The organism is Synechococcus sp. A15-24 (genome assembly GCF_014280195.1).
GTDB lineage: Bacteria > Cyanobacteriota > Cyanobacteriia > PCC-6307 > Cyanobiaceae > Parasynechococcus.
The window spans coordinates 1,024,967-1,047,499 of record NZ_CP047960.1; the positions used below are offsets into that span (position 1 = coordinate 1,024,967).

At 60.2% G+C, this 22,533-nt stretch carries 27 protein-coding genes and 1 tRNA gene; 14 read left to right on the forward strand and 14 right to left on the reverse strand.

The window, feature by feature from the left end:
• Positions 1-53 precede the first annotated feature (53 nt).
• On the forward strand, positions 54-611 hold the full coding sequence (locus SynA1524_RS05570; protein WP_286188703.1) for a CIA30 family protein: 558 nt from the start codon (positions 54-56) through the stop codon (positions 609-611).
• A 4-nt stretch (positions 612-615) separates the two neighbouring features.
• Positions 616-981, forward strand: a complete 366-nt coding sequence (locus tag SynA1524_RS05575) for a DUF8659 family protein (RefSeq protein WP_186499304.1) — start codon at positions 616-618, stop codon at positions 979-981.
• 1 nt (position 982) lies between these two features.
• Here SynA1524_RS05575 and ilvD read toward each other — a convergent pair whose 3' ends face one another.
• The 3 genes from ilvD to SynA1524_RS05590 are packed head-to-tail and all read right to left on the reverse strand — an operon-like array spanning position 983 to position 3,624.
• The gene (gene ilvD, locus SynA1524_RS05580; protein WP_186499305.1) at positions 983-2,656 is read right to left on the reverse strand and encodes a dihydroxy-acid dehydratase; all 1,674 of its coding nucleotides are present in this window, start codon (positions 2,654-2,656) and stop codon (positions 983-985) included.
• A 47-nt stretch (positions 2,657-2,703) separates the two neighbouring features.
• Positions 2,704-2,982, reverse strand: coding sequence for a hypothetical protein (locus SynA1524_RS05585; protein WP_186499306.1), 279 nt, complete (start codon positions 2,980-2,982; stop codon positions 2,704-2,706).
• Positions 2,983-3,006: 24 nt separating this feature from the next.
• Positions 3,007-3,624, reverse strand: a complete 618-nt coding sequence (locus tag SynA1524_RS05590; protein ID WP_186499307.1) for a uracil phosphoribosyltransferase — start codon at positions 3,622-3,624, stop codon at positions 3,007-3,009.
• A 55-nt stretch (positions 3,625-3,679) separates the two neighbouring features.
• Between SynA1524_RS05590 and SynA1524_RS05595 the strand changes: the two genes are divergently transcribed.
• The gene (locus SynA1524_RS05595; protein ID WP_186499308.1) at positions 3,680-4,189 is read left to right on the forward strand and encodes a pentapeptide repeat-containing protein; all 510 of its coding nucleotides are present in this window, start codon (positions 3,680-3,682) and stop codon (positions 4,187-4,189) included.
• 5 nt (positions 4,190-4,194) lie between these two features.
• Positions 4,195-5,298, forward strand: coding sequence for a cobalamin biosynthesis protein CobW (gene cobW / locus SynA1524_RS05600; protein WP_186499531.1), 1,104 nt, complete (start codon positions 4,195-4,197; stop codon positions 5,296-5,298).
• Here cobW and SynA1524_RS05605 read toward each other — a convergent pair.
• The 3 genes from SynA1524_RS05605 to SynA1524_RS05615 are packed head-to-tail and all read right to left on the reverse strand — an operon-like array spanning position 5,238 to position 7,820.
• Positions 5,238-6,062 carry an EamA family transporter gene (locus SynA1524_RS05605; protein ID WP_286188704.1) on the reverse strand — a complete coding sequence of 275 codons (825 nt, stop codon included), beginning with the start codon at positions 6,060-6,062 and terminating at the stop codon, positions 5,238-5,240. The two genes, cobW and SynA1524_RS05605, sit on opposite strands and share 61 nt — an antisense overlap.
• 8 nt (positions 6,063-6,070) lie before the next feature.
• Positions 6,071-7,015, reverse strand: a complete 945-nt coding sequence (locus SynA1524_RS05610; protein ID WP_186499310.1) for an SDR family NAD(P)-dependent oxidoreductase — start codon at positions 7,013-7,015, stop codon at positions 6,071-6,073.
• Positions 7,008-7,820 (reverse strand): SdiA-regulated domain-containing protein, encoded by an 813-nt coding sequence (locus SynA1524_RS05615; protein WP_186499311.1) that lies wholly within the window; start codon positions 7,818-7,820, stop codon positions 7,008-7,010. Before SynA1524_RS05615 ends, SynA1524_RS05610 begins: the two co-directional genes overlap by 8 nt.
• A gap of 44 nt (positions 7,821-7,864) precedes the next feature.
• Here SynA1524_RS05615 and SynA1524_RS05620 point away from each other — a divergent pair, with 44 nt between their 5' ends.
• The 4 genes from SynA1524_RS05620 to SynA1524_RS05635 all read left to right on the forward strand — a co-directional run bounded on the left by SynA1524_RS05620 (position 7,865) and on the right by SynA1524_RS05635 (position 9,993).
• Complete coding sequence (locus tag SynA1524_RS05620) at positions 7,865-8,464, forward strand: LOG family protein (protein ID WP_286188705.1); 600 nt, start codon at positions 7,865-7,867, stop codon at positions 8,462-8,464.
• Positions 8,464-9,159: an SDR family NAD(P)-dependent oxidoreductase gene (locus SynA1524_RS05625; RefSeq protein WP_186499313.1), complete on the forward strand. Its 696-nt coding sequence runs from the start codon at positions 8,464-8,466 to the stop codon at positions 9,157-9,159. Before SynA1524_RS05620 ends, SynA1524_RS05625 begins: the two co-directional genes overlap by 1 nt.
• 68 nt (positions 9,160-9,227) lie before the next feature.
• Complete coding sequence (locus SynA1524_RS05630; RefSeq protein WP_186499532.1) at positions 9,228-9,515, forward strand: hypothetical protein; 288 nt, start codon at positions 9,228-9,230, stop codon at positions 9,513-9,515.
• Entirely contained in the window at positions 9,490-9,993 is a 504-nt protein-coding gene (locus tag SynA1524_RS05635; protein ID WP_186499314.1) for an HIT family protein, read from the forward strand. The genes SynA1524_RS05630 and SynA1524_RS05635 overlap by 26 nt, the downstream gene beginning before the upstream one ends.
• A 13-nt stretch (positions 9,994-10,006) precedes the next feature.
• Here the strand turns inward: SynA1524_RS05635 and SynA1524_RS05640 are convergent, their stop codons facing one another.
• From SynA1524_RS05640 to nrdJ, 5 genes are all read right to left on the reverse strand, one after another.
• The gene (locus SynA1524_RS05640) at positions 10,007-10,426 is read right to left on the reverse strand and encodes a hypothetical protein (protein ID WP_186499315.1); all 420 of its coding nucleotides are present in this window, start codon (positions 10,424-10,426) and stop codon (positions 10,007-10,009) included.
• Positions 10,427-10,428: 2 nt separating this feature from the next.
• Positions 10,429-10,665 carry a hypothetical protein gene (locus SynA1524_RS05645; protein ID WP_011128001.1) on the reverse strand — a complete coding sequence of 79 codons (237 nt, stop codon included), beginning with the start codon at positions 10,663-10,665 and terminating at the stop codon, positions 10,429-10,431.
• 485 nt (positions 10,666-11,150) lie between these two features.
• Entirely contained in the window at positions 11,151-11,468 is a 318-nt protein-coding gene (locus tag SynA1524_RS05650; protein WP_186499533.1) for a DUF3303 domain-containing protein, read from the reverse strand.
• A gap of 2,096 nt (positions 11,469-13,564) precedes the next feature.
• A tRNA-Ser gene (locus SynA1524_RS05660) sits at positions 13,565-13,651 on the reverse strand.
• 60 nt (positions 13,652-13,711) lie between these two features.
• Positions 13,712-16,042 carry a ribonucleoside-triphosphate reductase, adenosylcobalamin-dependent gene (nrdJ, locus tag SynA1524_RS05665; protein WP_186499317.1) on the reverse strand — a complete coding sequence of 777 codons (2,331 nt, stop codon included), beginning with the start codon at positions 16,040-16,042 and terminating at the stop codon, positions 13,712-13,714.
• A gap of 115 nt (positions 16,043-16,157) precedes the next feature.
• Here nrdJ and SynA1524_RS05670 point away from each other — a divergent pair, with 115 nt between their 5' ends.
• Entirely contained in the window at positions 16,158-16,826 is a 669-nt protein-coding gene (locus SynA1524_RS05670) for a class I SAM-dependent methyltransferase (RefSeq protein ID WP_186499534.1), read from the forward strand.
• Positions 16,827-16,835: 9 nt separating this feature from the next.
• Positions 16,836-18,479, forward strand: a complete 1,644-nt coding sequence (locus tag SynA1524_RS05675; RefSeq protein WP_186499318.1) for a peptide chain release factor 3 — start codon at positions 16,836-16,838, stop codon at positions 18,477-18,479.
• Between the two features lie 8 nt (positions 18,480-18,487).
• Here SynA1524_RS05675 and SynA1524_RS05680 read toward each other — a convergent pair whose 3' ends face one another.
• Positions 18,488-18,646 carry a hypothetical protein gene (locus SynA1524_RS05680; RefSeq protein WP_186499677.1) on the reverse strand — a complete coding sequence of 53 codons (159 nt, stop codon included), beginning with the start codon at positions 18,644-18,646 and terminating at the stop codon, positions 18,488-18,490.
• A gap of 144 nt (positions 18,647-18,790) precedes the next feature.
• Here SynA1524_RS05680 and SynA1524_RS05685 point away from each other — a divergent pair, with 144 nt between their 5' ends.
• Both SynA1524_RS05685 and SynA1524_RS05690 read left to right on the forward strand, forming a co-directional pair.
• Entirely contained in the window at positions 18,791-19,012 is a 222-nt protein-coding gene (locus SynA1524_RS05685; protein ID WP_186499319.1) for a hypothetical protein, read from the forward strand.
• 42 nt (positions 19,013-19,054) lie between these two features.
• Positions 19,055-19,741: a CPP1-like family protein gene (locus SynA1524_RS05690; RefSeq protein ID WP_186499320.1), complete on the forward strand. Its 687-nt coding sequence runs from the start codon at positions 19,055-19,057 to the stop codon at positions 19,739-19,741.
• Here the strand turns inward: SynA1524_RS05690 and hslO are convergent.
• Together hslO and SynA1524_RS05700 are read right to left on the reverse strand one after the other, a co-directional pair.
• Positions 19,738-20,655, reverse strand: a complete 918-nt coding sequence (hslO, locus tag SynA1524_RS05695) for an Hsp33 family molecular chaperone HslO (protein WP_186499321.1) — start codon at positions 20,653-20,655, stop codon at positions 19,738-19,740. The genes SynA1524_RS05690 and hslO overlap by 4 nt on opposite strands.
• Before the next feature lie 9 nt (positions 20,656-20,664).
• Positions 20,665-21,309: an ABC transporter ATP-binding protein gene (locus SynA1524_RS05700; protein WP_186499322.1), complete on the reverse strand. Its 645-nt coding sequence runs from the start codon at positions 21,307-21,309 to the stop codon at positions 20,665-20,667.
• A gap of 45 nt (positions 21,310-21,354) precedes the next feature.
• Here SynA1524_RS05700 and SynA1524_RS05705 point away from each other — a divergent pair, with 45 nt between their 5' ends.
• Together SynA1524_RS05705 and SynA1524_RS05710 are read left to right on the forward strand one after the other, a co-directional pair.
• Entirely contained in the window at positions 21,355-21,804 is a 450-nt protein-coding gene (locus SynA1524_RS05705) for a DUF3531 family protein (RefSeq protein ID WP_186499323.1), read from the forward strand.
• The gene (locus SynA1524_RS05710) at positions 21,797-22,525 is read left to right on the forward strand and encodes a 16S rRNA (uracil(1498)-N(3))-methyltransferase (RefSeq protein ID WP_186499324.1); all 729 of its coding nucleotides are present in this window, start codon (positions 21,797-21,799) and stop codon (positions 22,523-22,525) included. Before SynA1524_RS05705 ends, SynA1524_RS05710 begins: the two co-directional genes overlap by 8 nt.
• Positions 22,526-22,533: the final 8 nt, after the last annotated feature.

Consider the following 22,533-nt stretch of genomic DNA (forward strand, 5'->3'; position numbering starts at 1 on the left):
TGACGGATGGATTGTCCCTGTGAGAGTGTGGATTGACTCCAGTTTTTCTCCTTTTGGACTCTGCTGAAGTTGTCATTCTTCTCCAGGCAACGGACTTTTCAGACTGGAGCAGTCTCAACGACACGATCATGGGAGGACGCAGCCGTGCCGGCTGCCGGGTCACTCCAGAAGGTCTTCTGTTGGAAGGTGAGTTGATCGAGGCCGGTGGTGGCTTCGTCAGCTGCCGATCGCCGCGTCTGCAGCCCCCTCTGGATCTCTCGCCGTTTTCTGCTCTGCAGCTGGAGGTGGAGGGGGAGGGTCGAACGCTCAAGATCGCTCTGGGCTGCCGTGATGGTGCCCTTGGGCTCACCGAATTGATTCCCGGAGGTCTGCGCTGGGTGATCGATGTGCCCACCCAGGCTGAGGGAGTCACCCGTGTGCGCATTCCCTTTGTGGATCTGCGCCCCACTGTCCGCGCCAAGCCCGTCGGATTACCGCTGCGGTTTGATTCGGCAGGGGTCACCCGGATTCAGGTGCTGCACTCCAAATTTAGTGATGGCGGCGAACTCAATCCGGGATTTCGAGCTGGCACGATCCGCCTGCTGATCCGCTCGATCCGAGCCCTGCCTTGAGTCCATGGATCTGTTGGTGCTGATTGCCAAGGCGGCGGATGTCTGCCGCAAACCCTGGAGTCATGCTGTGGTGCCGATCGATCCCTTAGCGCCGGCGCAGCTGGATGATCTCAATGTGCGAATCGAGTGCCGCGACGCCGACGGCATCCGTCACCCTCAGCACGACCTGGATCTGGAGATCTATCGCAGCGGGCGGGAGATCAACCTGATGCTCAGCTGGTCAGATCAGCCTGAACGGCCGATGCTCTGGCATGGTCGTCATCCTGTATGGATGGATGGGACCTCAGGCCAACGCACTGCAGCGCCAGAGGATGCTGCACCGCTGGAGGCACTGGGACGACGGCTGCGGTCCGTCTTGCATCACGACTAACTCAGTCGGGTTGGTCGGTGACCGCTCCACGGCTTGAGCTGGAGACCAGACGGGCGTACTTGCCCAGAATCCCAGTGCGGTAGCGGGGTTCAGGCTTGCTCCAGACTTCCCGGCGTCGAGCGAGTTCTGCCTCATCCACATTCAGATGCAGCAGCAACTGGTCAGCATCTACGGTAATGCTGTCGCCTTCCTGCACCAGGCCGATGGTTCCGCCGACAGCGGCTTCGGGGGCAACGTGACCGACCACCAAGCCATAGGTGCCGCCGCTGAAGCGGCCGTCGGTGATCAAAGCCACCTTGTCTCCCAGGCCTTGCCCGACGATGGCGGAGGTGGGGGCCAGCATTTCGCGCATGCCCGGACCGCCCACGGGCCCCTCGTTGCGCACCACCACCACATCGCCGGCCTTGATCCGTTGATCAAGAATGGCGGCAAGGCAGTCTTCCTCGCTCTCAAATACCCGGGCGGGGCCAGTGAGCACCGGCGTCTTGACGCCGCTGATCTTGGCGACACTGCCCTCACTGGCCAGGTTGCCCTTGAGGATCGCCAGGTGGCCTTTGACGTAAAGGGGATTGCTCAGTGGACGGATCACGTCTTGATCCGCCAGTGGCACGGAGGGCACATCCGCCAGCACCTCACGCAGGCTTTTGCCCTCAACGGTGCAGCAATCGCCATGCAGCAGCCCCGCGTCGAGCAGCAGTTTCATCACCTGGGGGATACCGCCAGCGTTGTGGAGATCCACCGTCACGTAGCGGCCGCTCGGCTTGAGGTCGCAGATCACCGGCACGCGCTGACGGATCCGCTCGAAGTCGTCGATGCTGAGAGCGACCCCTGCCGTACGGGCGATCGCCAGCAGGTGCAGCACGGCGTTCGTGGATCCACCCACCGCCATGATCACGCTGATGGCGTTCTCGAATGCATCCTTGGTGAGCAGATCCAAGGGTCGGATGTTGGCCTTCACCGCGTCCAACAACACCTCTGCCGAACGGGCGGCACTGTCGGCCTTCTCTTCGTCTTCCGCCGCCATCGTTGAGCTGTAGGGCAGGCTCAACCCCATCGTTTCGATGGCTGCACTCATGGTGTTGGCGGTGAACATGCCGCCGCAGCTGCCGGCTCCTGGGCAAGCGTTCTTTTCGACAGCGGTGAGCTGGTCTTCGTCGATGTTGCCGCTGGTGAGCTGGCCAACTGCCTCAAAGGCGCTGACCACGGTGAGATCACAGCCGCCGAGTTTCCCTGGCTTGATCGTGCCGCCGTAAACGAACACAGCCGGAATGTTCATCCGCGCCATGGCCAGTATGGCGCCGGGCATGTTCTTGTCGCAGCCGCCCACCGCCAGCACGCCATCCATGCTCTGGCCATTGCAGGCGGTTTCAATCGCATCGGCGATCACCTCACGGCTTACTAGGGAGTACTTCATCCCTTCGGTGCCCATGGAGATGCCATCACTCACCGTGATGGTTCCGAACATCTGTGGCATGCCGCCGGCCTGACGGGCAGCTTCTTCAGCGCGCAGGGACAGGTCGTTCAACCCGACGTTGCAGGGTGTGATCGTGCTGTAGCCGTTGGCGATCCCGAGAATCGGCTTGCCGAAGTCCTCATCTCCGAATCCCACCGCACGGAGCATGGCGCGATTGGGGGAACGCTGGATCCCCTTGGTGACGGCGTCGGAACGAAGCATGGGCCGGAGCTCTGGACCTGGGACGATCCGGCCAACCTACCGAGCGCTCAGTCCTCCGATCCCAGGCGTTCCAGCTGGGCACGCACCCGGGCGATCTCTGCGTTGAGCTTCTCTACTCGCTGTTCCAGCAGTCCGTTTTCACCAGGCTCGAGCACCTCGGAGCCGTCCTGCATGCGCGGGGCATGCAGCATTGACCGCTGCCGAGTGATCCGGCTGCGGCGGTCCGCCTCATTCAATAACCACCAAGCCAGTCCGGCGGCTCCGATTACGGCGCCTGCCACCAAGGTGGTCAGGGTGCCTGAGCCGGTCTCGTGCTGATGTCCCATTCACTCAACCTCCTGCGTTGAAATCTAGTCGCGGCCTGCGGACCTGAACCGCAGCCGTTGCACTGGATCACCGATGCCGGGAACGATGGCTCCGTCGGCGTTCAGGCTTTCATCGATGCAGGCGGTGTGCAGCGTCAGATCCGGGACGGTCTCCCCCAGCAGCTTCAGACCAGGGCTGGCGCAAAGCGCCGTGATCAACCGGATCCGCCGCCCGTCCACCCCCTGCTTCTGCAGCAGTTGCATGGCCTTCAGCACGCCCTCTCCATCACTGATTTGGTCGACGAACAGGATCACGCCGGTGTTGGCCGCGATGTCGTTCGGGACGCCATCAAGACAGAGAGCGGCATCAGGAAGCACATGGCGACCTCCCTGCCAGAGTTCCAGGCCTGCGGGCAGGATCGGCAGGGCCAGCAGAGGGATGCCCGCTTCCACCACCGTGGACTCAGCCTCACCATGCTCGGTTGGGATGCTTTCCTGGCGATGCGGCAACCAGTCCCTCAGGGCTTCGTAGGTGAGCCAGCGGCCCAGTTCCTGCATCGCTGTGGCGTAGAGGGCTGATGGTGTCTCCCGATGGCGGAGCATCGCCAGCCAGTGGCCGATCAAGGGATGAGGTGGCACCACCACCCGCAGACTCATGGCCATCTCGCGTCGCTCCGCCGGCAGTTGCCATAACGTGAGCGCTCAAATTACCGGTCCCATGCGCGCCCTTCTCCGTCCTGCCTCCCTGGTGGCGGCGATCCTGGTGGTGGTCAGCACCTTGCTGTGGACCAACTCTGCCCAGGCGATCACGGCCCCTGAACTGCGGGGACAGCGTGCGGTTCAGGAGATCACGGCTGATATGCACGGCCTTGATCTCAAGGAGAAAGAGTTCCTCAAGGCTGATTTACGTGAGGTCAACCTCAGCGATACCGATCTGCGTGGGGCCGTGATCAACACCTCTCAGCTTCAGGGTGCGGATCTGCGTGGTGCCGACCTGTCCAACGTGGTGGGGTTTGCCAGTCGATTCGACGGTGCTGACCTGAGAGGTGCGACGTTCACCAACGCGATGCTGATGCAGAGCCGCTTCGCCGACGCCCGCATTGAGGGTGCTGATTTCACCGATGCGGTCCTCGATCTTCCCCAGCAGAAACTGCTCTGTGCAACAGCCGCCGGTGAGCACCCCGTGAGTGGTGTGTCGACTCGTGAGAGCCTGGGTTGTCGCCCCTGAGTTCCATTAGCAGACGTCTGCCGGTCACCGTGATAACCGGTTTCCTTGGTGCCGGTAAAACCACTGTTCTGCGCCATCTGCTCACCCGCAGTGGTCAGCGTCTGGCCGTGATGGTCAATGAATTCGGCAGTGTCGGACTGGATGGGGATCTGATTCGCAGTTGCGGTTTCTGCCCCGACGATGAGGTGGAAGGCCGCCTTGTGGAGCTCAACAACGGCTGCTTGTGTTGCACGGTGCAGGACGACTTCCTGCCGACGATGGAACAGCTGCTTGAGCGGGCGGATCAATTGGATGGAATCGTTGTGGAAACAAGTGGTCTGGCGTTGCCGCGTCCGTTGCTGCAGGCCCTGGACTGGCCGGCCATCCGCAGCCGTGTGCACGTGAACGGTGTGGTGACGCTCGTTGACGGTGAAGCTCTTGCCGCTGGCAGCCCCGTCGCGGATCGGGAGGCTCTGGAGCAGCAGCGTCGGGATGATCCCAGCCTTGATCACATCACTGCGATCGATGAGTTGTTCCGCGATCAGCTTCAGGCCGCAGATCTCGTTCTGCTCAGCCGTGCCGATCGGCTGTCGCCATCGCAGCTGGATGTACTGCAGAGCGACCTGAACGCGCAGACCAGGCCCGGGACGGCACTGCTCCCGGTGGCCCATGGCGCCGTGGACACCACGGTGGTGCTCGGTCTGGAGCATCACGCCGAAGATGTAACTCACCATCACAACCACGACCACGAGCATGACCACGATCATCACGATCACAGCCATGTCGCGATGGTGAGTGGCGGTCTTCGTCTGGAGGGAGAATTTGATCGGGCGACTCTCGAACAACTGCTGCTCAGATTGGTGAGTGAGCATCAGGTGCTGCGGCTGAAAGGACGCGTCTGGCTGCCGGGCAAAACCTTGCCTTTGCAGCTGCAGATGGTGGGCCCACGGCTCAACAGCTGGTTCGAGGCTGCACCGACGGCAGCTTGGCGACCCGGCAGTGGGGCGGGAGTGGATCTGGTGGTGCTGTCTCTGCAGGAGTCAGCTACCGCATCGTTCGAGCAGGCGCTTCAGACGCTGCAGGCCACCCCGGCCACCGCCAGCACCGCAGCCAGGACCCCACGGGGCTGAATCGGATCTCCTTCGAACCGGCCTGCAACCAGTGCCATCACCGGCGCCGTGCTCATCAGCGTGACGCCAGGGCCGACGGGCATGGCCTGAAACACCAGTTGCTGCATGGCGATGCCCAGATTGGTGCCCAGGGCGGTGGCCAGCACAATCCGCAGCGTTGGACCGGATCGAACGCTGAGGCGCGACCCTCTGGAACGAACGAGTGGCAACAAAGCCAGCCAGCCCCCCAGCAGCCTGACCGCAGCGGTCTGGAGGGGCGTCAGGTCGCTGCTGATCAGCACATGTCGCGCCAGAAAGGCGCCACTCAGGCCGCAGAGCACCGCCATCAGACCCATGGCCAGTCCCTGACGGTCCCTGTGAAGCGGCCCGTCGCTGTCCGCCACAAGGACCACGGCTCCCGCTACCAACAGAGCACCCACCCAGGCCCCTGCGCCGAGTCGCTCCCCCATCAGCATGACGCTGCCGAGGCTGGCCAACACTGGACCCACCGCTTCCAGCGTGAGAGTTCGGCGGGTGCCCAGGCGTCGCAGGGCGGCGAGATAGAAGCTGTCACCGGCGGCGATGCCCACGCCGCCGCTGAGTAACAACATTGCGATGGCTGCAGCGTTGTCCTGCCATGGCAGCAGCGCCAGCACAGGCAGAAACAACAGGGTCGCCAGTCCGTTCTTCAGGGCATTGAGCTGCAGGGCGGAGCCCTGATCCGACAAGGACCGCCACAGGCCGCTGGCGGTTGTCCAGGCCAGGGCTGCAGCGAGTGCAGCCATCACGCCGATCATTGGCATTCAGTCAAAATCTGGTCACTCACCTGCCAGAGCTGCCCTGCCTTGCCCTCATCGGCGGCTTCCGCCGAGGTTTCGGCGCGCTGGAACCGATGACGCCCTGGACCGAGAAGCGTGTTGCTCCAGTAGCTGAATCCCAATGGCATGGCGGGATCCAGCACCAACCGCTCCAACAGTTCAGCGGCCCGCTGGGGATGTTCGGTGAGTCGCAACAGATCGCGTGCCACGACTTCGAACAAGGCCTGCCCGATGGGGTTGGCCTGGCGGCTGTTGCGGAAGAAACCGTCCCGTCCCCGCGGAATCACCAGGCCGGGACTCCAGCAGATCACGGGCAACTGCGGATGCAGCAGTGCCAGATGCCTGCCCATCAACAGGTTGCAGAGCTTGCTGTCCTTGTAGGCCTTGTCCGCATCAAAGGGCCGTTCACCGTTCACCATCTCTGAATGCTTCTTTAGTCCGGAAAGATCGCCGAGGCCGGCGGGGCGTCCCACCCGTCCGCCGCCACTGGCCGGGTTGTGCACCTCCGACGCTGTGATGACCAGCCTTGGCGCAGCGGATCGCAACAGCAGTGGCAGCAGATCCATCACCAGCCGCTGATGCGCCAGATGGTTGACGGCGATGGTGAGTTCCAGGCCCTGGGCACTCCAGCGCACCTGCCGATAGCCAGCGTATTGCAAACCGGCGTTGAGCAGCAGGCCATCCAGGTCGTCATCCCGTTGACGAAGCGCTTGTCCGATGGCTTGAACCTGATCAAGGTCGGCCAGATCCGCCAGCAGCAGGCGGCTTTCTCCCGTCAGCCAGCCGAGGGTCTGATCAGCCCGCTGCTGACTGCGGCAGATCACGGTGAGCCGGTGCCCCTGCTGTTGCAGCCGTTCGGCGGCGAGACGGCCAATACCACTGCTGGCTCCGGTGATCAGCCAGTGCTGTGGATCAGCCATTGGTGTGGATCTTGAAGACGTACAGCCTCCCGTCCCTCTCGCTCACCACGTACAAGCGACTGCGGGCAGGGTCGATCGCCACACCTTCCGACTTGCGGATCCGTTTGGGCTTGTTGTCGTCTTCGATCACCAGATCGAGGCGCTGCAGCACCTGATCATGTTCCCAGTTGTAGTGGTACAGGCACTGTCCTTTGTCACTGGTGATCCAGATCGTGTTGCGTTCGGCGTCGTAGCTGAGGCCTGAGAAGTCGAGTTTGTCCGGACCCACGGTTGGGTGCACAAAGCCATTGGTGTCGTTGAGAGGTCGGGCCTGGAGGATGCTGTTGCCTTCCGCATCAAGCTCGATCAGCAGCCCTGGGCGCCCTTCCTTCACCACAAACAGATGCCCCGTGCGGGTGTTCACGGTGATCCCTTCCAGCCCTTTGTTGTCTGGCGGATCGGGGAAGAAGCGCTGAATGCTCTCGTAGTTGGTCATGGCCGCCAAGGGACGACGGCTGAGTTCGCGCCGCGTTGCGATGTCGATGGTGATCAGCGCGTTGGTCTCTTCCTGAACGGCATGGAGTCGGCTGCCATCGCCATTGATGGCAATCCCTTCCAGATCGTCGACGCCGATGAAAAAAGACTCGGTGATGGACAGGCGACCCTTCAGATCCAGACGGAACACCGCCTTGGTGTCATCACTGACGGTGTAGATGGCGCTGCCGTCGTGGTTCAGGGTCAGGCCGGAGGGTTCGTTCAGTCCAGCCGCCTTGTCGAGAATTCGGTGTTCGCTGATCAGGCTGAGGCTGAGTGTGGCGTCGGTCATGGCAGTGCCCTCGCTGGTCCAAGGATTTCAGTCCGTGGGCTCTGGTGGGGTCTGCTGGAGCACCAGGGCCGAGAATGAAAGGCTTCTGGCACTGGCAAGCGATGCAACGCCTCGCGGTCTACTGCGGATCCAGATCTGGCCACGCGCCGGAGCATGGTCAGACCGCCACGGCATTGGGCCGCGCCATGGCCCGCCGGGGTGTGGGGTTGGTGTACGGCGCCGCCCAGATTGGTCTGATGGGCACGATCGCCGATGCGGTGCTGGCCGCTGAGGGGGAGGTGATCGGCGTGATCCCTGAAGCGTTGATGGATGCCGAGGTTGCTCACCATCAGCTCACACGCCTAGAGGTCGTTGCCGACATGCATGTCCGCAAGGCGCGCATGATCGAATTGGCAGATGCCATGGTCGCGTTGCCAGGGGGCCTTGGAACCCTGGAGGAGTTGTTCGAAGCACTCACCTGGTTGCAGCTGCGCTTTCACAGCAAACCCTGTGCCTTGCTCAATGTGGCCGGCTATTACGACCATCTCCTCCAGTTCCTGGATGGAGCGGTGGCCAATGGCTTTGTGGCGGCAGAGCATCGCGGGCTGTTGAAGGTGGATCAGGACCCGGAGCGGCTTTTGGATGTGCTGTTTCAACCCGCCTGATGTCACGGACGGTTCTGATCACCGGTGCCAGCCGCGGGATCGGCCGGGCGGTGGCCGAGAATTGTCTGGCTGAGGGGCATCGTCTCTGCCTGGGTCTGCGGGATCCGGCAGCCGTGAAGGGAACCCTGCTGGACAGCGCCCATGTGCTGCCGGTCGCCTATGACGCCGGCCAACCTGAGCAGGCCATGTCTCTGGTGGATGCTGCAACCTCCTGGGCAGGGGGTGTGGACGCGCTGATCCATTGCGCGGGAATTTTGCATCGCACGCCGCTGCTGTTTGAGGACGGGCAGGAGGCGGAGTTGGAGGAGCTGTGGCAGGTCAACGTGATGGGGCCCTGGTGGTTGACCCGAGCGGCCTGGCCGCATCTCCGCTCCTGCGGCCATGGGCGGATCCAGGTGCTGGTTTCAATGAGCGGTAAACGGGTGAAAGGTCGGATGGCGGGCTACCCGGTGAGCAAATTCGGCCTGATGGCGTTGTGTCAGTCCATGCGGAATGAAGGCTTTGATCACGGCATCCGGGTGACGGCGATTTGTCCCAGCTGGGTGAACACCGCCATGGCCCTGTCGGTGAGCTCCGTGCCTGCGGAATCCATGACGCAGCCAAGGGATCTTGCCCGTCTGATGGGACGTCTTCTGGAGCTCCCTGATGCGGCCGTGCCCTTTGAAATCGCGGTGAACTGTGCGCTGGAGACTTGATCGCGGGCTTTGGATGGCTGACCGCAACGGTCACCGGCGCTACCACTCGAGCAGAAGATTCTTCGGCCATGTGCCTGTTCGCTGCACTCGGATTGCTGGCGCCACGGTTGATCCTGGTGTTGATGTGGCTGTTCAACAGCAGCTTTGTGCTGCAACCCTTCGCGGGCATGGCCGTTCCCAATCCCGTACTGCCCATCGCTGGTCTGCTGTTGCTGCCCACCACCACCCTGGGCTTCTGCTGGGCCACGTCCTCCTTCGGTGGCGTGTCGTCTTTCAGCGGAATGCTGGTGGTGGCCATCGGCGTGATCATTGATCTCGGTCTGATCGGCAATGGCCGCGGTGTGGCCAAGCGCTGATCCTGATCTGCCCTTGATGACGGAACCCTGCGGCATCTGCCTCTTGCACCAGGATCCGCCGAGTCGCGAGCGGTATGAGATCAGTCGCACTGAGCTGTGGGTGCTCCGCCACCATCCGGTCCCAGCTCCTCTGCCGGGCTGGTTGTTGTTGGACAGTCGCCGCCATTGCGGTGGGCCGCTGGCCTTCGAACCCCAAGAGGCTGAATCCTGGGGGCTGGCCGTGCGCGATGCCAGTCAGCTGGTGCAGCAGATCACCGGCTGTGATCGCGTTTATGCCATCGCCTTTGGTGAGGGTGCTCCCCATCTGCACCTCCACCTGATTCCCCGATTTGCCGATGATCCAGCAACCAGCGCCTGGTTGGTGGCAGATCATTACCGGGCGGTGCAGGCCGGCCAGCGAGAGGCAGCTCCTGCAGCTCAGGTGCAGGAGCTGGTGGAACTGGCTCGTCGCATCAGCGGATCACGATCCATCTGCTGATTTGAATTGGCGGCTAACCACGCTGAAAGCGTTTGCGGGTGTTTTTGGAAACACGAAGGCTGCGCAGCCGTCCTAACGGCCAACCCAACTGGTGGAGATGGGCCAGCGTGGAGGTTTCGGCATCGAAGCAGCCCTCGCAGTAAGTGCTGTGAATGCCGATTTCCTTGAGGGTGAGCAGCAGCAGGCGCTCCTCCCGGCGGGTGCCGCGCCGGGCGTCCATCAGCTCAAAGCCCCGTTGCTGATGCTCGGTTGTGGAGGCTGAGAGGGTTTCGGTGTAGCCAATCAGAAGGGTCTGATCGATGGCTCGATAAGCGGTGTAAACGACGCCTTCCGGGTTGGCTTCCAGGGTCTGAACCCTCTCGCTCAGAGCGATCACGGCTTCCATGGTCGGGGCCTGCAGGGCCTTTTCAAACAGGTCGATGGAGCTTGTCATGGTCAAAGACCTCCAATGGCAAGTCGTTCGTCGCAGGCTCCCTCGTAAGCACGAATCGCTGCCGAAGGGATGGAGCCGTTGCTCTTCAGCTGCCGGATCGAGAGCTCCACGCACTGCAACACGACGCTGGTGAGTTCCCGGCCTTCGCACAGTGCCCAACTGCGCAGCAACACGTGCAGGCTTGGCGGCACGGAGACCGTGAGCTTTACCTGGTTTTCCCGCGTTGCCGCTTTGATCATGTCCAGGGCCTGTCGAGCACCTCAAGAGTAGCCCTGAAGGCACTTAGCGGCAACTCACTGGTTACTTTGGAGTGCATTCTGGGTGTCTACACGGTTGCTGCGGGCGTCTCCCCGAATGCTCTGATCGATTGATCCCCATACTTTTCGCTGTGAAGACGCATTACAGATCGTTGATCGGCCCCTTTTGCTCGGACATCGTGATCAGGATTTCATGGGTCCTATGAACACACCGAACGGAACGTGGAGTAACAACCAACCTCCAGCCGCGTTCGAAAAGCTTTGGCGTGGACTAATTCTTGTTGGCGCGATTCACCTCGGCGGCATGCTTGTCAATGTTGTGTTTCAGATGCTTGGAAACCACAGCCTAGATGGCATCCCCGCCAAGTTTTTAGGCCTGTAATTAAGCAAAATTTAATTTAAGTGTGACGATCACAGGTGTTCCCAGCACAGGATCACCTGTGATCACTTGAGCTCATCCGTTGCGATCAGGACATTTTCGCAAACAACTTTTTGTGATAATCAACGACGTCTTGGCAGCCGATCACCGGCGTGAAGTCCATCTCAATTCCAAACTGAGCACGCCAGGGAGCAAAGTGCTCAAAGATCTGCGCGTCGCTCTCAGCTTTAAACAGTAGGGTCACACGACCTGCACCGGGAGCGTGAACGCGAAAGAGCATTTCAAAGCCGTCAGCGTGATCGGCCTGAGCCATTTCGCCTGAATCCCAGAGCTCACAGAAACTTTTGTAGGCAGCCAATTGGCTTTCAATGTCAGGAAAGATGCAGTCTGCTAGGTACATTTGCATGGTCGAGATGAGCGAGGGGCAATCAAGTGCTAGCAACGCTTGTGTTTCTTGTCCTCGTCTGCATCCTTTAGGGTGTTGTGCGAGTCTTTCTCGACGACCCTCCGATCAGAGTCATGCCCGAGCTCTGTGGATCTCTCTGTCTGATGAATGACAGAGTGACTGAGCTGTTGTGGGAATCATTGTGAGTTGTTTTCTGAAAGATCGATTGGACTTGGATTTGACGGCTCCACGCCTCTATTGATGCTCCTGATAAAAAAAATATTGATCGGGTGCGTTGCCAGCAGTGCACCCTCAGTCGGACGAATTTCCAGCCAGAATTGATGCAACAATCTTCTACTCGCATGCGGTTTCTGCTAGTCGCGGTGATGTCCATAACAGCCCTTACTGTTGTGCTGATTGCTGGGGCCATTGGCTCCCAGGATTACACAACGCATATTGGACAGCGGGTGCCACCTTCAGAAGCGCTGCGTCAAGACAGGCGAGCTCAGCTCTGACGACGGCAGGTTGCTTAGTATTTTCCAGTGCCCTGTTTGATCCGGAGTCTTGAGCCAGCTCAAGGCAATGTGAGGAGCAGGTTTGGCACGAGCCAGCACTGAATCGTTTGAACAACTAGGATTGCACCATTGTTGGTGAGCAATGATTCCAGATCCACACGAGCTTTTCGATATTGACAAGGGTGCCGACAAAATATTCTTCATAGGTACCACCTGGATTGTATTGCTTCTTTTCTTGCTCTAAAGGACATGGTTTATTGTCATTCATGAAGTTTTAAGATAGGTCGCCCGGGAAAGTTGTTTTTAGAGTAAAACTTTACTTTTCTGGGCTGATTGTTTTCGAGTTGATGTCGCATGATTTAATTTAGATTTTAGTAATCCATGTGCAGACCCTGGCTATGATCGCTATTTTTTCTGGTCAACTCAAAACATCCCATGTCTGCTTGATGAACCGTTAGCTTTACACGCAGAATCAATTATATGTGGCTCTAACGTTGCACTCTTCGAATAGATAGCGTTTGTTCTGTCAGACTAAGTTGTTGGCAAAATCTTTTTAGCAATGCAAAATGTATATTCATGGCTCTAATTAGGTCTCGAGCCTTGAATTCATGAAGCCTCAACACTTTTTTGATTGATATTGATACTAGAAGTCAATAGGATTGAAGCCTTGTGCAGATTTATTTTTTGGTTATGGGGAAGAGCTTTTGCGTGTTCATCGCGTGACTTGCATGCTGGGTGAATGTGGATTTATCTATGGGGTGGAATCTAGCAAAAATGCTGCCTATATATTAAGGTGCCTTTATGGGCTTTGAATTGCTATTTTGAAGACGATAGAGAGGGATAGGTCATCCTGGACAGTAAATGCATTGATAATTAGATATTTTTTAACGAAATACGACAACTCCAGTCGTGTCGCGGTCTGAAGCTGTTTCAAAAACAGCGTTGGTATCGGAAGAACTTTCAGTGATTTCACCAGCAATCGATGGATTTAAAATCCCAATAATAGTTTCTTGAGCAAGTGTCGTATTGGAATCCCTAAGTGTTCTCTCTAGTCTGTTAAGAGCGCTCCGTTGGGAGATTGTCGTACCAAGCAACGATACAAGTGTCAACATGTTTAGTCCAGCCATGCCCAAGAGAACAGGATTGGCGGTGAGGAAGAGCTCTTGCATCGTGAATACTTGTCTATTGCTTTTATATCGAAATTTCCCACAAGCGCAACACGGCTCATTACCGCTAGATCGATTCCTTCGGAGGCTCCGATCGCGGCCACTGTTGACACTGATGTTTCCGCTTCTATCTGTTAGCCCATCTGCTCAGGTAACTTCGAGTGATGCACCGGTCTTTCAACCAACATCGTCGTTGGCGAATTTGCTGCTGAGTAACAGCCCACCCTTACAGTAATGAAGTACTTGCCAACACTTTGTTAATTGCAGGCGTCATTTTGATGGAGCGCCTCAACCAGTTGCCCGATCGTTGTCGAATGCTTGATGGAAAATTCGCGGTTGGCCAGAATTCCGCAAGGAACCAGACGCATAGCAGCCACCACTTCAAGGTAAAAACCTACCAACGACAGAGCATTGATTTAGTCCTGGACTTACGGAACGGAGAGGGTGGGATTCGAACCCACGGTGCCCGTGAAGACACGCTGGTTTTCAAGACCAGAGCCATAAACCACTCGACCACCTCTCCAGGGGGTCAGCGCCTGACCGATCAGACGCTGCTCAACTTTAAGTCAGCCGGATGCGACGATCAGCTTTCCGGCTTAGCCAGGGGCAGCAGACATTTGTCGGAATCACAGCCGGCCGGTCCGGCTTCCTTCAGTTCTCCGCTGTCGTAACGCTGCAGTGCCTCGAAGAAATCGCTGCTGATGCGGCGTTGGATCACCTCGGATTGCAGCCGTTCGTAGGTGGCCGCATTGATGGGCTCAAACGGCAGGCGCGGGAAGGTGGCATTGGCGTCAAACCGGGCCAGCAGTGCTGCGGAGATGTAGCCCTCGCCGTTGTCCATTGCCTTGTGCAGCGCATCCGCCAGGGGCTCGATTTCGTGATCGCGGAATTCGATCGTGGCGGAGGTGTTGTGGGCGGTGTAGTGCGTCTGCACCTGCATGTAGAAATCGAACTGGGCCATGGCTGAGAAGCCGTTGATGTCCACCGCATCGGCGCCAGGCAGATTGGCCCAGCTCACTTCCGTGGGGATCTCCACCAACCATTCGGTGCAGCGGGGATCGAATGGATCATCGAGCAGACGCCCCTGCTCGTCCTTGTCGGACTGGGAGGGCACCACGGTGTAGCCGTAGTCCATGCAGGCCATGGCCACGGGATCGTTCTTGCGGAAGGTGATGCGGCGGATGAACCGTTGCGCCTTGGGAGGGTGCCAGCCGGGGGCTGCTCCGGTCAGCAGGCTTTTGGTGCCAGCCGGCTGCACTGTGGTGCAGCGGTTGGGGCGGCGCAGGCCATGGCGGTCGCAGTAATCCCAAACCGTTTCATTCACCACTTGCTTCCAGCGGCTCAGGTAGTCGGCTTCCTTGGCCTTGAAGGCACGGCCTTCGTTGGTGTCGGGTCGGCCGGCTTCCCACCAACGCAGCCAGTCGCTGCCGAAGGCATGCACGAAGAAATCGAACAGACCGGTGAAGCTGACGCCCACGATCGGATCCCATTCGCGGCTCTGGCGGTAGCGCTCCACCTCGAAGCGGTGGTTGAGCAGACATGCCACCGACAGGGCTGCTGCCCGGAAGGCATCGGCCTGTCCCTCCTCGTCGCTGGGATCGATCTGGTTGAGATGGATTTCCGCCAGGTTGCAGTGGAAATCAGCCCCCAGAATTTCACCGCAGGGGTTGAGGCCATAGCGGCTGAGGCGGTGCTCCAGCTCCGCTGGGACGATTGGTCCGTGGTTGGTGCTGAGCCAGCGACCGGCTTCCTCCTTCCCTTGATCGCAGTAGATCTCGATGAACTCGCTGCGCAGTTCGGGGGTGCTGAGCAGATCGGCGTTGGAGCGAGCGATCGCTTCCGGGGCGAACTGGATGGCTCCTTCGCCGGAGTGGAACTGCTTGGTCACCGCGGCCAGCACCACCTCCTTACTCGGACGTGAGTGATAGACGCGGGTGTGGTTTGCCATGCGCAGGGCATCCCGTTCCGGGTCGATGCGCCAGTTGCCATCCTCATCCTGTTGCCAGAGGTTGTCCTTGGCGGACGACGCCGCGCTGTCATCAGCAGCGAACTGACGCATGCCAGCACTCCGGCGGATGTTGCCGGCCACGATCGTAACGGCGGCTTCATCGATCAGCAGGCAGCACTCCACCGACGTCAGACGACGTCCGATGGCCTTGTTCAGCAGTCGGGCCACGCGGGCGTAGAGGTCCTTCAGCTTCACGGGGTTGGCCATGCCGCCGAAGCCTTTCAAGGTCTCGCCGACGGGACGAACGTCGTTGAGGTCGACGTCGATCTCAACGGTTCCGCCGTTGAAGCGGGGATCACTGCTCAGCTCCAGCATCAGTTGGTAGCTGTCCACCCATCCCCGGCGGGTGTCGCCCACCTTGATCTGAACGCGGTTGCCCTCGATGGTGTGAGTGCAGTCGTCCTGCCGCTGTCCAGCTGCCGTGATGCCGATGTCGGAAACCGACAACACCTTGAGGGTGTTGCGCACCACCGGCAGCCGTTCGATCAGGTGCGGCTCGATGATGGCGCCGGTGCCGCAGCCCATCATCGCCAGGTCCATCATCAGACCAAAGGCCTGCCAGTCCACCAGGTTGGTGGAGGTGCAGTTGTACGCACCTGAGAAGTTGACCGATTGCTCAATCCAACCGGTGCCGCCGATCCAGAGCCACCGGCCGGATGGCAGGGCTTTTTTCTCGCTCTGCATCCGCGCCAGCAACGCAACTTCCTCATCGTTCAGTCCACCCAGCTGCCGCAGGCCTCCGAGATTGCGCTCGCCAACCTGGCTCCAGCTTTCACGGCCATCAGCGGTTTTGCGGCTGTAGGTCCGGTAGAAGACAGGATTAGCGGCTGGAGCGGTGGCGGGAAAGTCGCTGAAACGGGCGCTGTCGCTCGCAGCGACCTCCACGCGATTCGGAGTCAGGGTCACGTGCGGTAAAGCACAGATGTTGTCGAAACCCTAACGCCACAGATGGGGGCAGCAAGGGGTTCTCGCCACCATTGGCAGTGTCCTGAGCAAACTGTTGCTCGATGCCAAGCCTTGGATGCAGCGATTGCCGGAACCCGAGCTGATGGTCGACCCGGCACAGGTGTTGGCCTACGCCGCAGCCGATTTCAGCGGCGGTGATCAACGCACTCTCGATCGGATCGAAGCTCTGCTGAGTTCCGCTTCAGGTCGCGCTGCTTCTGATCCTGCCGTGATCCTCGATTTGGGCTGCGGGCCGGGGAACATCAGCCTGCCGCTTGCCAAACGGTTTCCTGAATCGCAGGTGATCGGCGTGGATGGTTCCCCAGCGATGCTTCAGGTGGCCAGGGACCGGGCGGATCAGCAAGGTCTTTTGATCGATCTGCGCTGCTGCACCCTTAAGGATTTGGCTCTGGAGCCCGTCGATCTGATCGTCAGCAACAGCCTTCTCCATCACCTGAATGAGCCAGGGCTGCTCTGGGGACTTACCCGAGAGCTGGCGGCTCCGGGTTGCCGGGTGCTGCACCGTGACCTGCGCCGTCCGGCCGCGTTGGCGGAGGTGCACCGTCTGCAGCAGCTCCATTGCTTTGATGCCCCGGCGGTGTTGATTCAGGATTTCTGTGCCTCCTTGGTGGCTGCCTTCACTCCTGAGGAGGTGCAACAGCAGTTGGCGCTGGCGGGATTGGACGGACTCACCGTGGAGACGGAGGACGACCGTTATCTGGTGGTGTCAGGCTTGGTGGATTGACAGCGAGCGATGAGCGGCACGACGGCGACTGAAACGGACCTGGCCGGATTGATGGCGGAGGCGGTAGATCGTCGCCGCAATTTCGCGATCATTTCCCACCCGGATGCTGGCAAGACAACCCTGACGGAGAAGCTGCTGCTGTACGGCGGTGCGATTCAGCAGGCCGGTGCGGTGAAGGCCCGGGGCGAGCAACGCAAGGTGACCTCCGACTGGATGGAGCTGGAGAAACAGCGGGGCATCTCGATCACCTCGACGGTTCTGCAGTTCGACTACGACACCACCACGATCAACCTGCTCGATACGCCTGGTCACCAGGACTTTTCCGAGGACACCTACCGCACCCTGGCGGCGGCCGATAACGCCGTGATGCTCGAGGACGCCGCCAAGGGCCTGGAGCCTCAAACGCGGAAGTTGTTTGAGGTGTGTCGGATGCGCAAGATCCCGATCTTCACCTTCATCAACAAGATGGATCGTCCCGGCCGGGAGCCCTTGACGCTTCTGGACGAGATTGAATCGGAACTCGAGCTGACCCCCTGGGCTGTCAACTGGCCGATCGGCAGCGGTGAGCAGTTCCGCGGGGTGATCGATCGCCGCAGCCGTGAGGTGGTTCTGTTCAGTCGGGCTGAACGGGGCAAACAGGCCGCGGAACAGAAGTTGTCCCTGGATGATCCGGCCCTGCGGGAGCTGGTGGAGGAGGAGTTGCTGGATCTGGCGATCGAGGAGATGGAGTTGCTCGATGCCGCCGGAGCTGAGCTGGACATCGAAATGGTGCATGCCGGTGAGCTCACACCGGTGTTCTTCGGCTCAGCGATGACGAACTTCGGGGTGAGGCCGTTTCTGGATGCCTTTCTGGAAATGGCCCAGCGTCCGATCGCCCGTTCCAGCAGCGAGGGATTGATCGATCCGCTGCGGGAAGGGTTCAGCGGCTTCGTTTTCAAGCTCCAGGCCAACATGGATCCCCGTCACCGGGACCGGGTCGCGTTTGTGCGCGTCTGCAGCGGTCGCTTTGAGAAAGACATGACGGTGAAGCACGCGCGCACCGGCAAGACGATCCGTTTGTCCAGACCGCAAAAGCTGTTCGGACAGGACCGAGCGGTGGTCGAGGACGCCTACCCCGGCGACGTGATCGGCCTGAACAACCCGGGCATGTTCTCGATCGGCGACACCCTGTATGTGGGGCCGAAAGTGGAATTCGATGGGATTCCCTGTTTCAGCCCGGAGATCTTCAGTTGGTTGCGCAATCCAAACCCGTCCGCCTTCAAGAACTTCCGCAAGGGGGTGAATGAATTACGGGAAGAGGGGGCGGTTCAGATCCTTTACGACACCGATGAGAGCAAACGCGATCCGATCCTCGCGGCAGTCGGTCAGCTGCAGCTGGAAGTGGTTCAGCACCGTCTTGAAAATGAATACGGCGTTGAAACGCGGCTGGAGCACTTGGGTTTTCAGGTGGCGCGCTGGGTTGCCGGCGGTTGGTCGGAACTGGAGAAGGTGGGCAGGATTTTCAACTGCAAAACCGTGCGCGATGCATGGAACAGGCCTGTGCTGTTGTTCAAGAACGAGTGGAACCTCAATCAACTGAAAGAGGACCATCCCGATTTTGAGCTGAGCAATGTGGCTCCAGTGGTGAGTGGTGTGGAGCCGATCAGTCTCTGAGGACCCGTTCAGCTTGAGCTGAATCGCACCGCCTGCTTCGTGCCCCAAAGATTGCGTCGCCGCTGTTCGGCTTCTTGGATGCAGCGCTGCGCTTCGGCGCGGGAATGGCAGGTTCTGGCCTTTTCCTCCACGGCCATCAGGGCCAGCAGTTCATGCAGGGTGTTCAAAGCAACAAGCCAAGTGATCTATCATTAACCATCCCTTAACTAGATGCAAGTCTTTTCTGGTTGACAGCTGGTGCGCAAGCCCTCACCTGCTCGCGGGGGTCGCGTCTGATCGCCAGACTGCACCAACTGAATCGTGACGATCACTTGGAGAGTCTCTGGCTTGTGCGAGGCACGGCGGACGGCGGCACCGAGTACGTCTGCTTTCGTCCCACCCGCGAATCTGTCGAAATGCTGGAAGGCTTTCACCTTCCACCGCAGATGCCCCTGATCAAAAAACGGCGTTGGTTGAATCGTTCCGAAGCCTTGAGTTGCCGCCAGAACCTCGAGCGTTCTGAGGGTTTCCGTCACGGCAGCGCTCTGTTCTGAGCCGGTCTCGATACGCTCTTGTCATGTTGTTGCTGAAAGGGCATGGCTGCCGTCGGTGAATCCGGTCCTTCGTCCGATTCAGACGATCCCTATGTCCGTCTTGGCCTGAGCCCCGGGGCCAGCTTTGACGAGGTTCAGGCGGCCCGCAGCCGTTGCCTGGCGCAGACTGAGGATGATCCCCAGGCCAAGGCGCGGGTTGAGGCGGCCTATGACGCTGTCTTGATGGCCCGCCTGAGGGACCGTCAGCAGGGACAGGTCAGTGCTGCAGCTGCCTCGGCATCCCAGAAGGAGGAATCGGCAGCATCGGGGAATCCATCACTGCCTGGCGTCAGTGTTCTGCAACGGCTGCGGCCCCTCCTACCCCAGTCGCCGCAGTCGTTGTCCGGGATGTCTCCCTCCTGGTCTCTCGTCGAAGGTCAGGGTCTTGTGGTGCGCCTCGTGGCCGGTGCAGCAGCGCTGCTGTTGTTGCTGTTCTCTCCCGGTGCCGGTCAATTGGTTCTGGCCCTGAGTTTGATCGGCTGTTTCCTCAGTCAGATCCGACGGGGCCGTCGGCCGCTGCCCTCCCTTGGATGGTGCTTGCTGGTGCTTGGCCTTGGATTGGTGGTGGGCAGCGTCCTGACGGCGTCGTTGTCTCCCACCGCCTTCAGTCAATTGAATCTGAGTCTTGAACAGGTTCAGGCTGTTCCTGCAGCGCTGCTGCTCTGGCTCGCTGCGCTGCTGCTGGCTTAGCTCGCTGCAGCCAGCTCTGCGATGAGCCCCTCCAATTCCGGCCCGCTCACCTCGTAGCGGTTGCTGCAGAAGTGGCAGTTGAGTTCTGCTCCCCCGTCTTTCTCCAGCATGTCGGCCAGTTCGGTGCGACCCATGAGCAGCAGTGCCGCAACGCTGCGCTCTCGGGTGCAGCGGCAGTGAAAATTCACAGGTTGACTGGCGTCCGCGTCTTCGAGGGGGCGTGGATCCAGATCGGGGAAGACATCAACGAGCAGGTCCTCCAGCTGGTCGCCGCAACGATCCATTCGTCCGCTGAAGTCTTCAATCTCGCGGCAGCGCTGATCGAGTAGTTCCACCAGAGCGGGCTCTTCCGCCGCCTTGGGCAGAATCTGCACCAGCAAACCTCCACTGCTGTGCAATTGCTGGCTGCTGATCCGTTCACCCACAAACACCGCTGATGGTGTCTGCTCCGAGTGCAGCAGGTAGGAGGCGACGTCATCGCCGATGCCACCGCTGACCAGTTCCACCGTGCTGTTGAACGGCTCCCCCTTGCCGTCATCCCGCATGACATGCAGATACCCGGTGCCAGCAGCGGCCTTGAAGTCGAAGCTGTAGTTGCCATCGGCGTCGATCACCGGATCCAGCTCAAGGGTGTTGTCACCCACGTATCCCCGCACCGTCCCGTCCCTGCCGGCATCCACCATCAGCCCCCGCAGTGGGCCATCCGAACCGAGTCGGAGATTCACGCGTCCATGCCGCACTTTCATCGAGCTGGCCAGCATCAGGCCAGCTGCAATGGCCCGACCCAGCATCACCGTGGACAGGAAGGAGAGGTTGTGGCGTCGTCTTGCCTCCCGCACGGTTTCGGTGGTGGACACCGCCACCAGTCGGATGCCACCGCCAGCGGCCGTCGCTCTCACCAGGCGGTCGGCCATGGTTGTTCTTCAAGCTGCGGGCAATGTAGTCACCGGTTCTAATCGGCCGTTCCGCAGTTGATAGCGCTCGCAGCTCCAGTCGTGGAACAGCTGCGGCTCATGGGTCACCACGATCAGCACCCGCTGCTTGGAGAGCTGGCTCAGGAGGTTCAGCACGTCAGCGCGCACGGACCAGTCCAACCCAGCCGTTGGTTCGTCCAGCAGCAGCAGTTCTGCGCCCCGCAGCAGTTGAACCGCCAGGGCCAAGCGACGTTGCTGGCCGCCACTGAGACGTTCCGGTGCGTCACTCAGTCGAATGTTTGCCAATCCGACTGTGTTCAGCGCAGCTTGCTGTTGATCTCCGCTGAGTCGCCTGTGGCCAAGACGCAGCTCCTGGGCGATGGTCAACCCGAGGAAGTGGCGTTCCGGGAACTGGAAAACCATGCCACTGAGCCAGCGGCGCTGCCGTTGGCTCAGTTCCTGCCCATTCCAGCGAATGCTGCCCCGTTGCTGGCCACTGAGGCCGGCGATCACCTCCAGCAGGCTGGTCTTGCCGCTGCCGCTCGCTCCGGCCACCAGCACCGGCCGGCCGATGTCGGCTTTGAGGCCGACATCTTGCAGCAACGGCCCTGAAGCGATGGCCGGTGCGTAGTTGAGGGCCTGTAGTTCCAGCATGGATCTCAGCTTGACCGATGATGAATCCACATCACTGGTCCCTCCATGGACGTTCGTTTCCGCGAGGTGGATCCGTTCAACTGCTGGATCTGGCTTCGTTTCGCTTCACCGCCGAGTCAGGGGGAGCGCAATTACGTCGATGGCATCTTCGACAGCTGGTATGTGATCGGTCGTCTCGGCGGCTTCAACGCTGAAAACCTTCAGGTGCATGAGGAGGGCGCCGATCTCAGCTGGATGACCTACGACAACGACGAAGCCGATTCGGTGATGCCGGCGTTGATGCACAACATGGGCCAGCTGGAATATCAGGCCGAATGGGGCCGTTGCTGGGTCGATTTGGGCACCTGCGATGGCGTCGGGATCGATGTGCTGATCAATGCCCTGCGTCAGCTCGACACTGATGTGGTGCAGATCGAAGAGCTGGTGATCGGCGGTGTCAACGAGGATTGGCCTGTGGAGGATCACCCCGACAGTCTTTTCCCGTCAGGTGGCTGAGCGGCGACGGCTGCTGATTGCACCTCAGCGTCTGGCAGCTGTTGTGACCGGCGATCCAAGCGTCGCGTTGGAACGTTCCGAACAGCACTACCTGCGACGGGTGCTGCGTTGCCGCGTTGGGGACACCATTGACGTGGTCGATGGCTGCGGATCGCTCTGGCAGGCGCAGTTGATCAGCGCTGATTCTCTCCAGCTCGCGCGTCCAGCCGAGCAGATTGAATCTGCACCCGTCCCGCGACTGGGTCTTGGCCTGTCCTTGATCCGTCGCGGCTTTGAAGACGCGCTGCGCATGGCCTGTGAACTCGGCGTGGATGAGATTCAGCCGCTTCGCGCCGACCGCTCTACGCCCCAGGCCGAGCATCGCCCCGAGCGGTGGGCCACGATCCTGCAGGAGGCGGTGGAGCAGTGCGAAAGGCTGTGGTTGCCCACCTTGAGACCATCCTGCAAGCTTGCTCAATGGCCCAACAGCAGCGACCCCGTGGCTGTGGGTGTCACCCGCCGGGCTGATACGCCTGCACTACATGATTGGCTCAATCAGACCACAAACTGCAACAGCATGGTCTGGTTGCTGGTGGGTCCTGAGGGGGGGTGGAGCGACGCGGAGGAACAGTTGTCCATCACCAGGGAGTGGCAACCCGTGCATCTGGGCAGCTCAATCCTGTGCAGTTCAACGGCTGCCGTGCGCGGCAGCGTTGAACTGGTCCAGTGGCGAGATGGATGAACCTGACG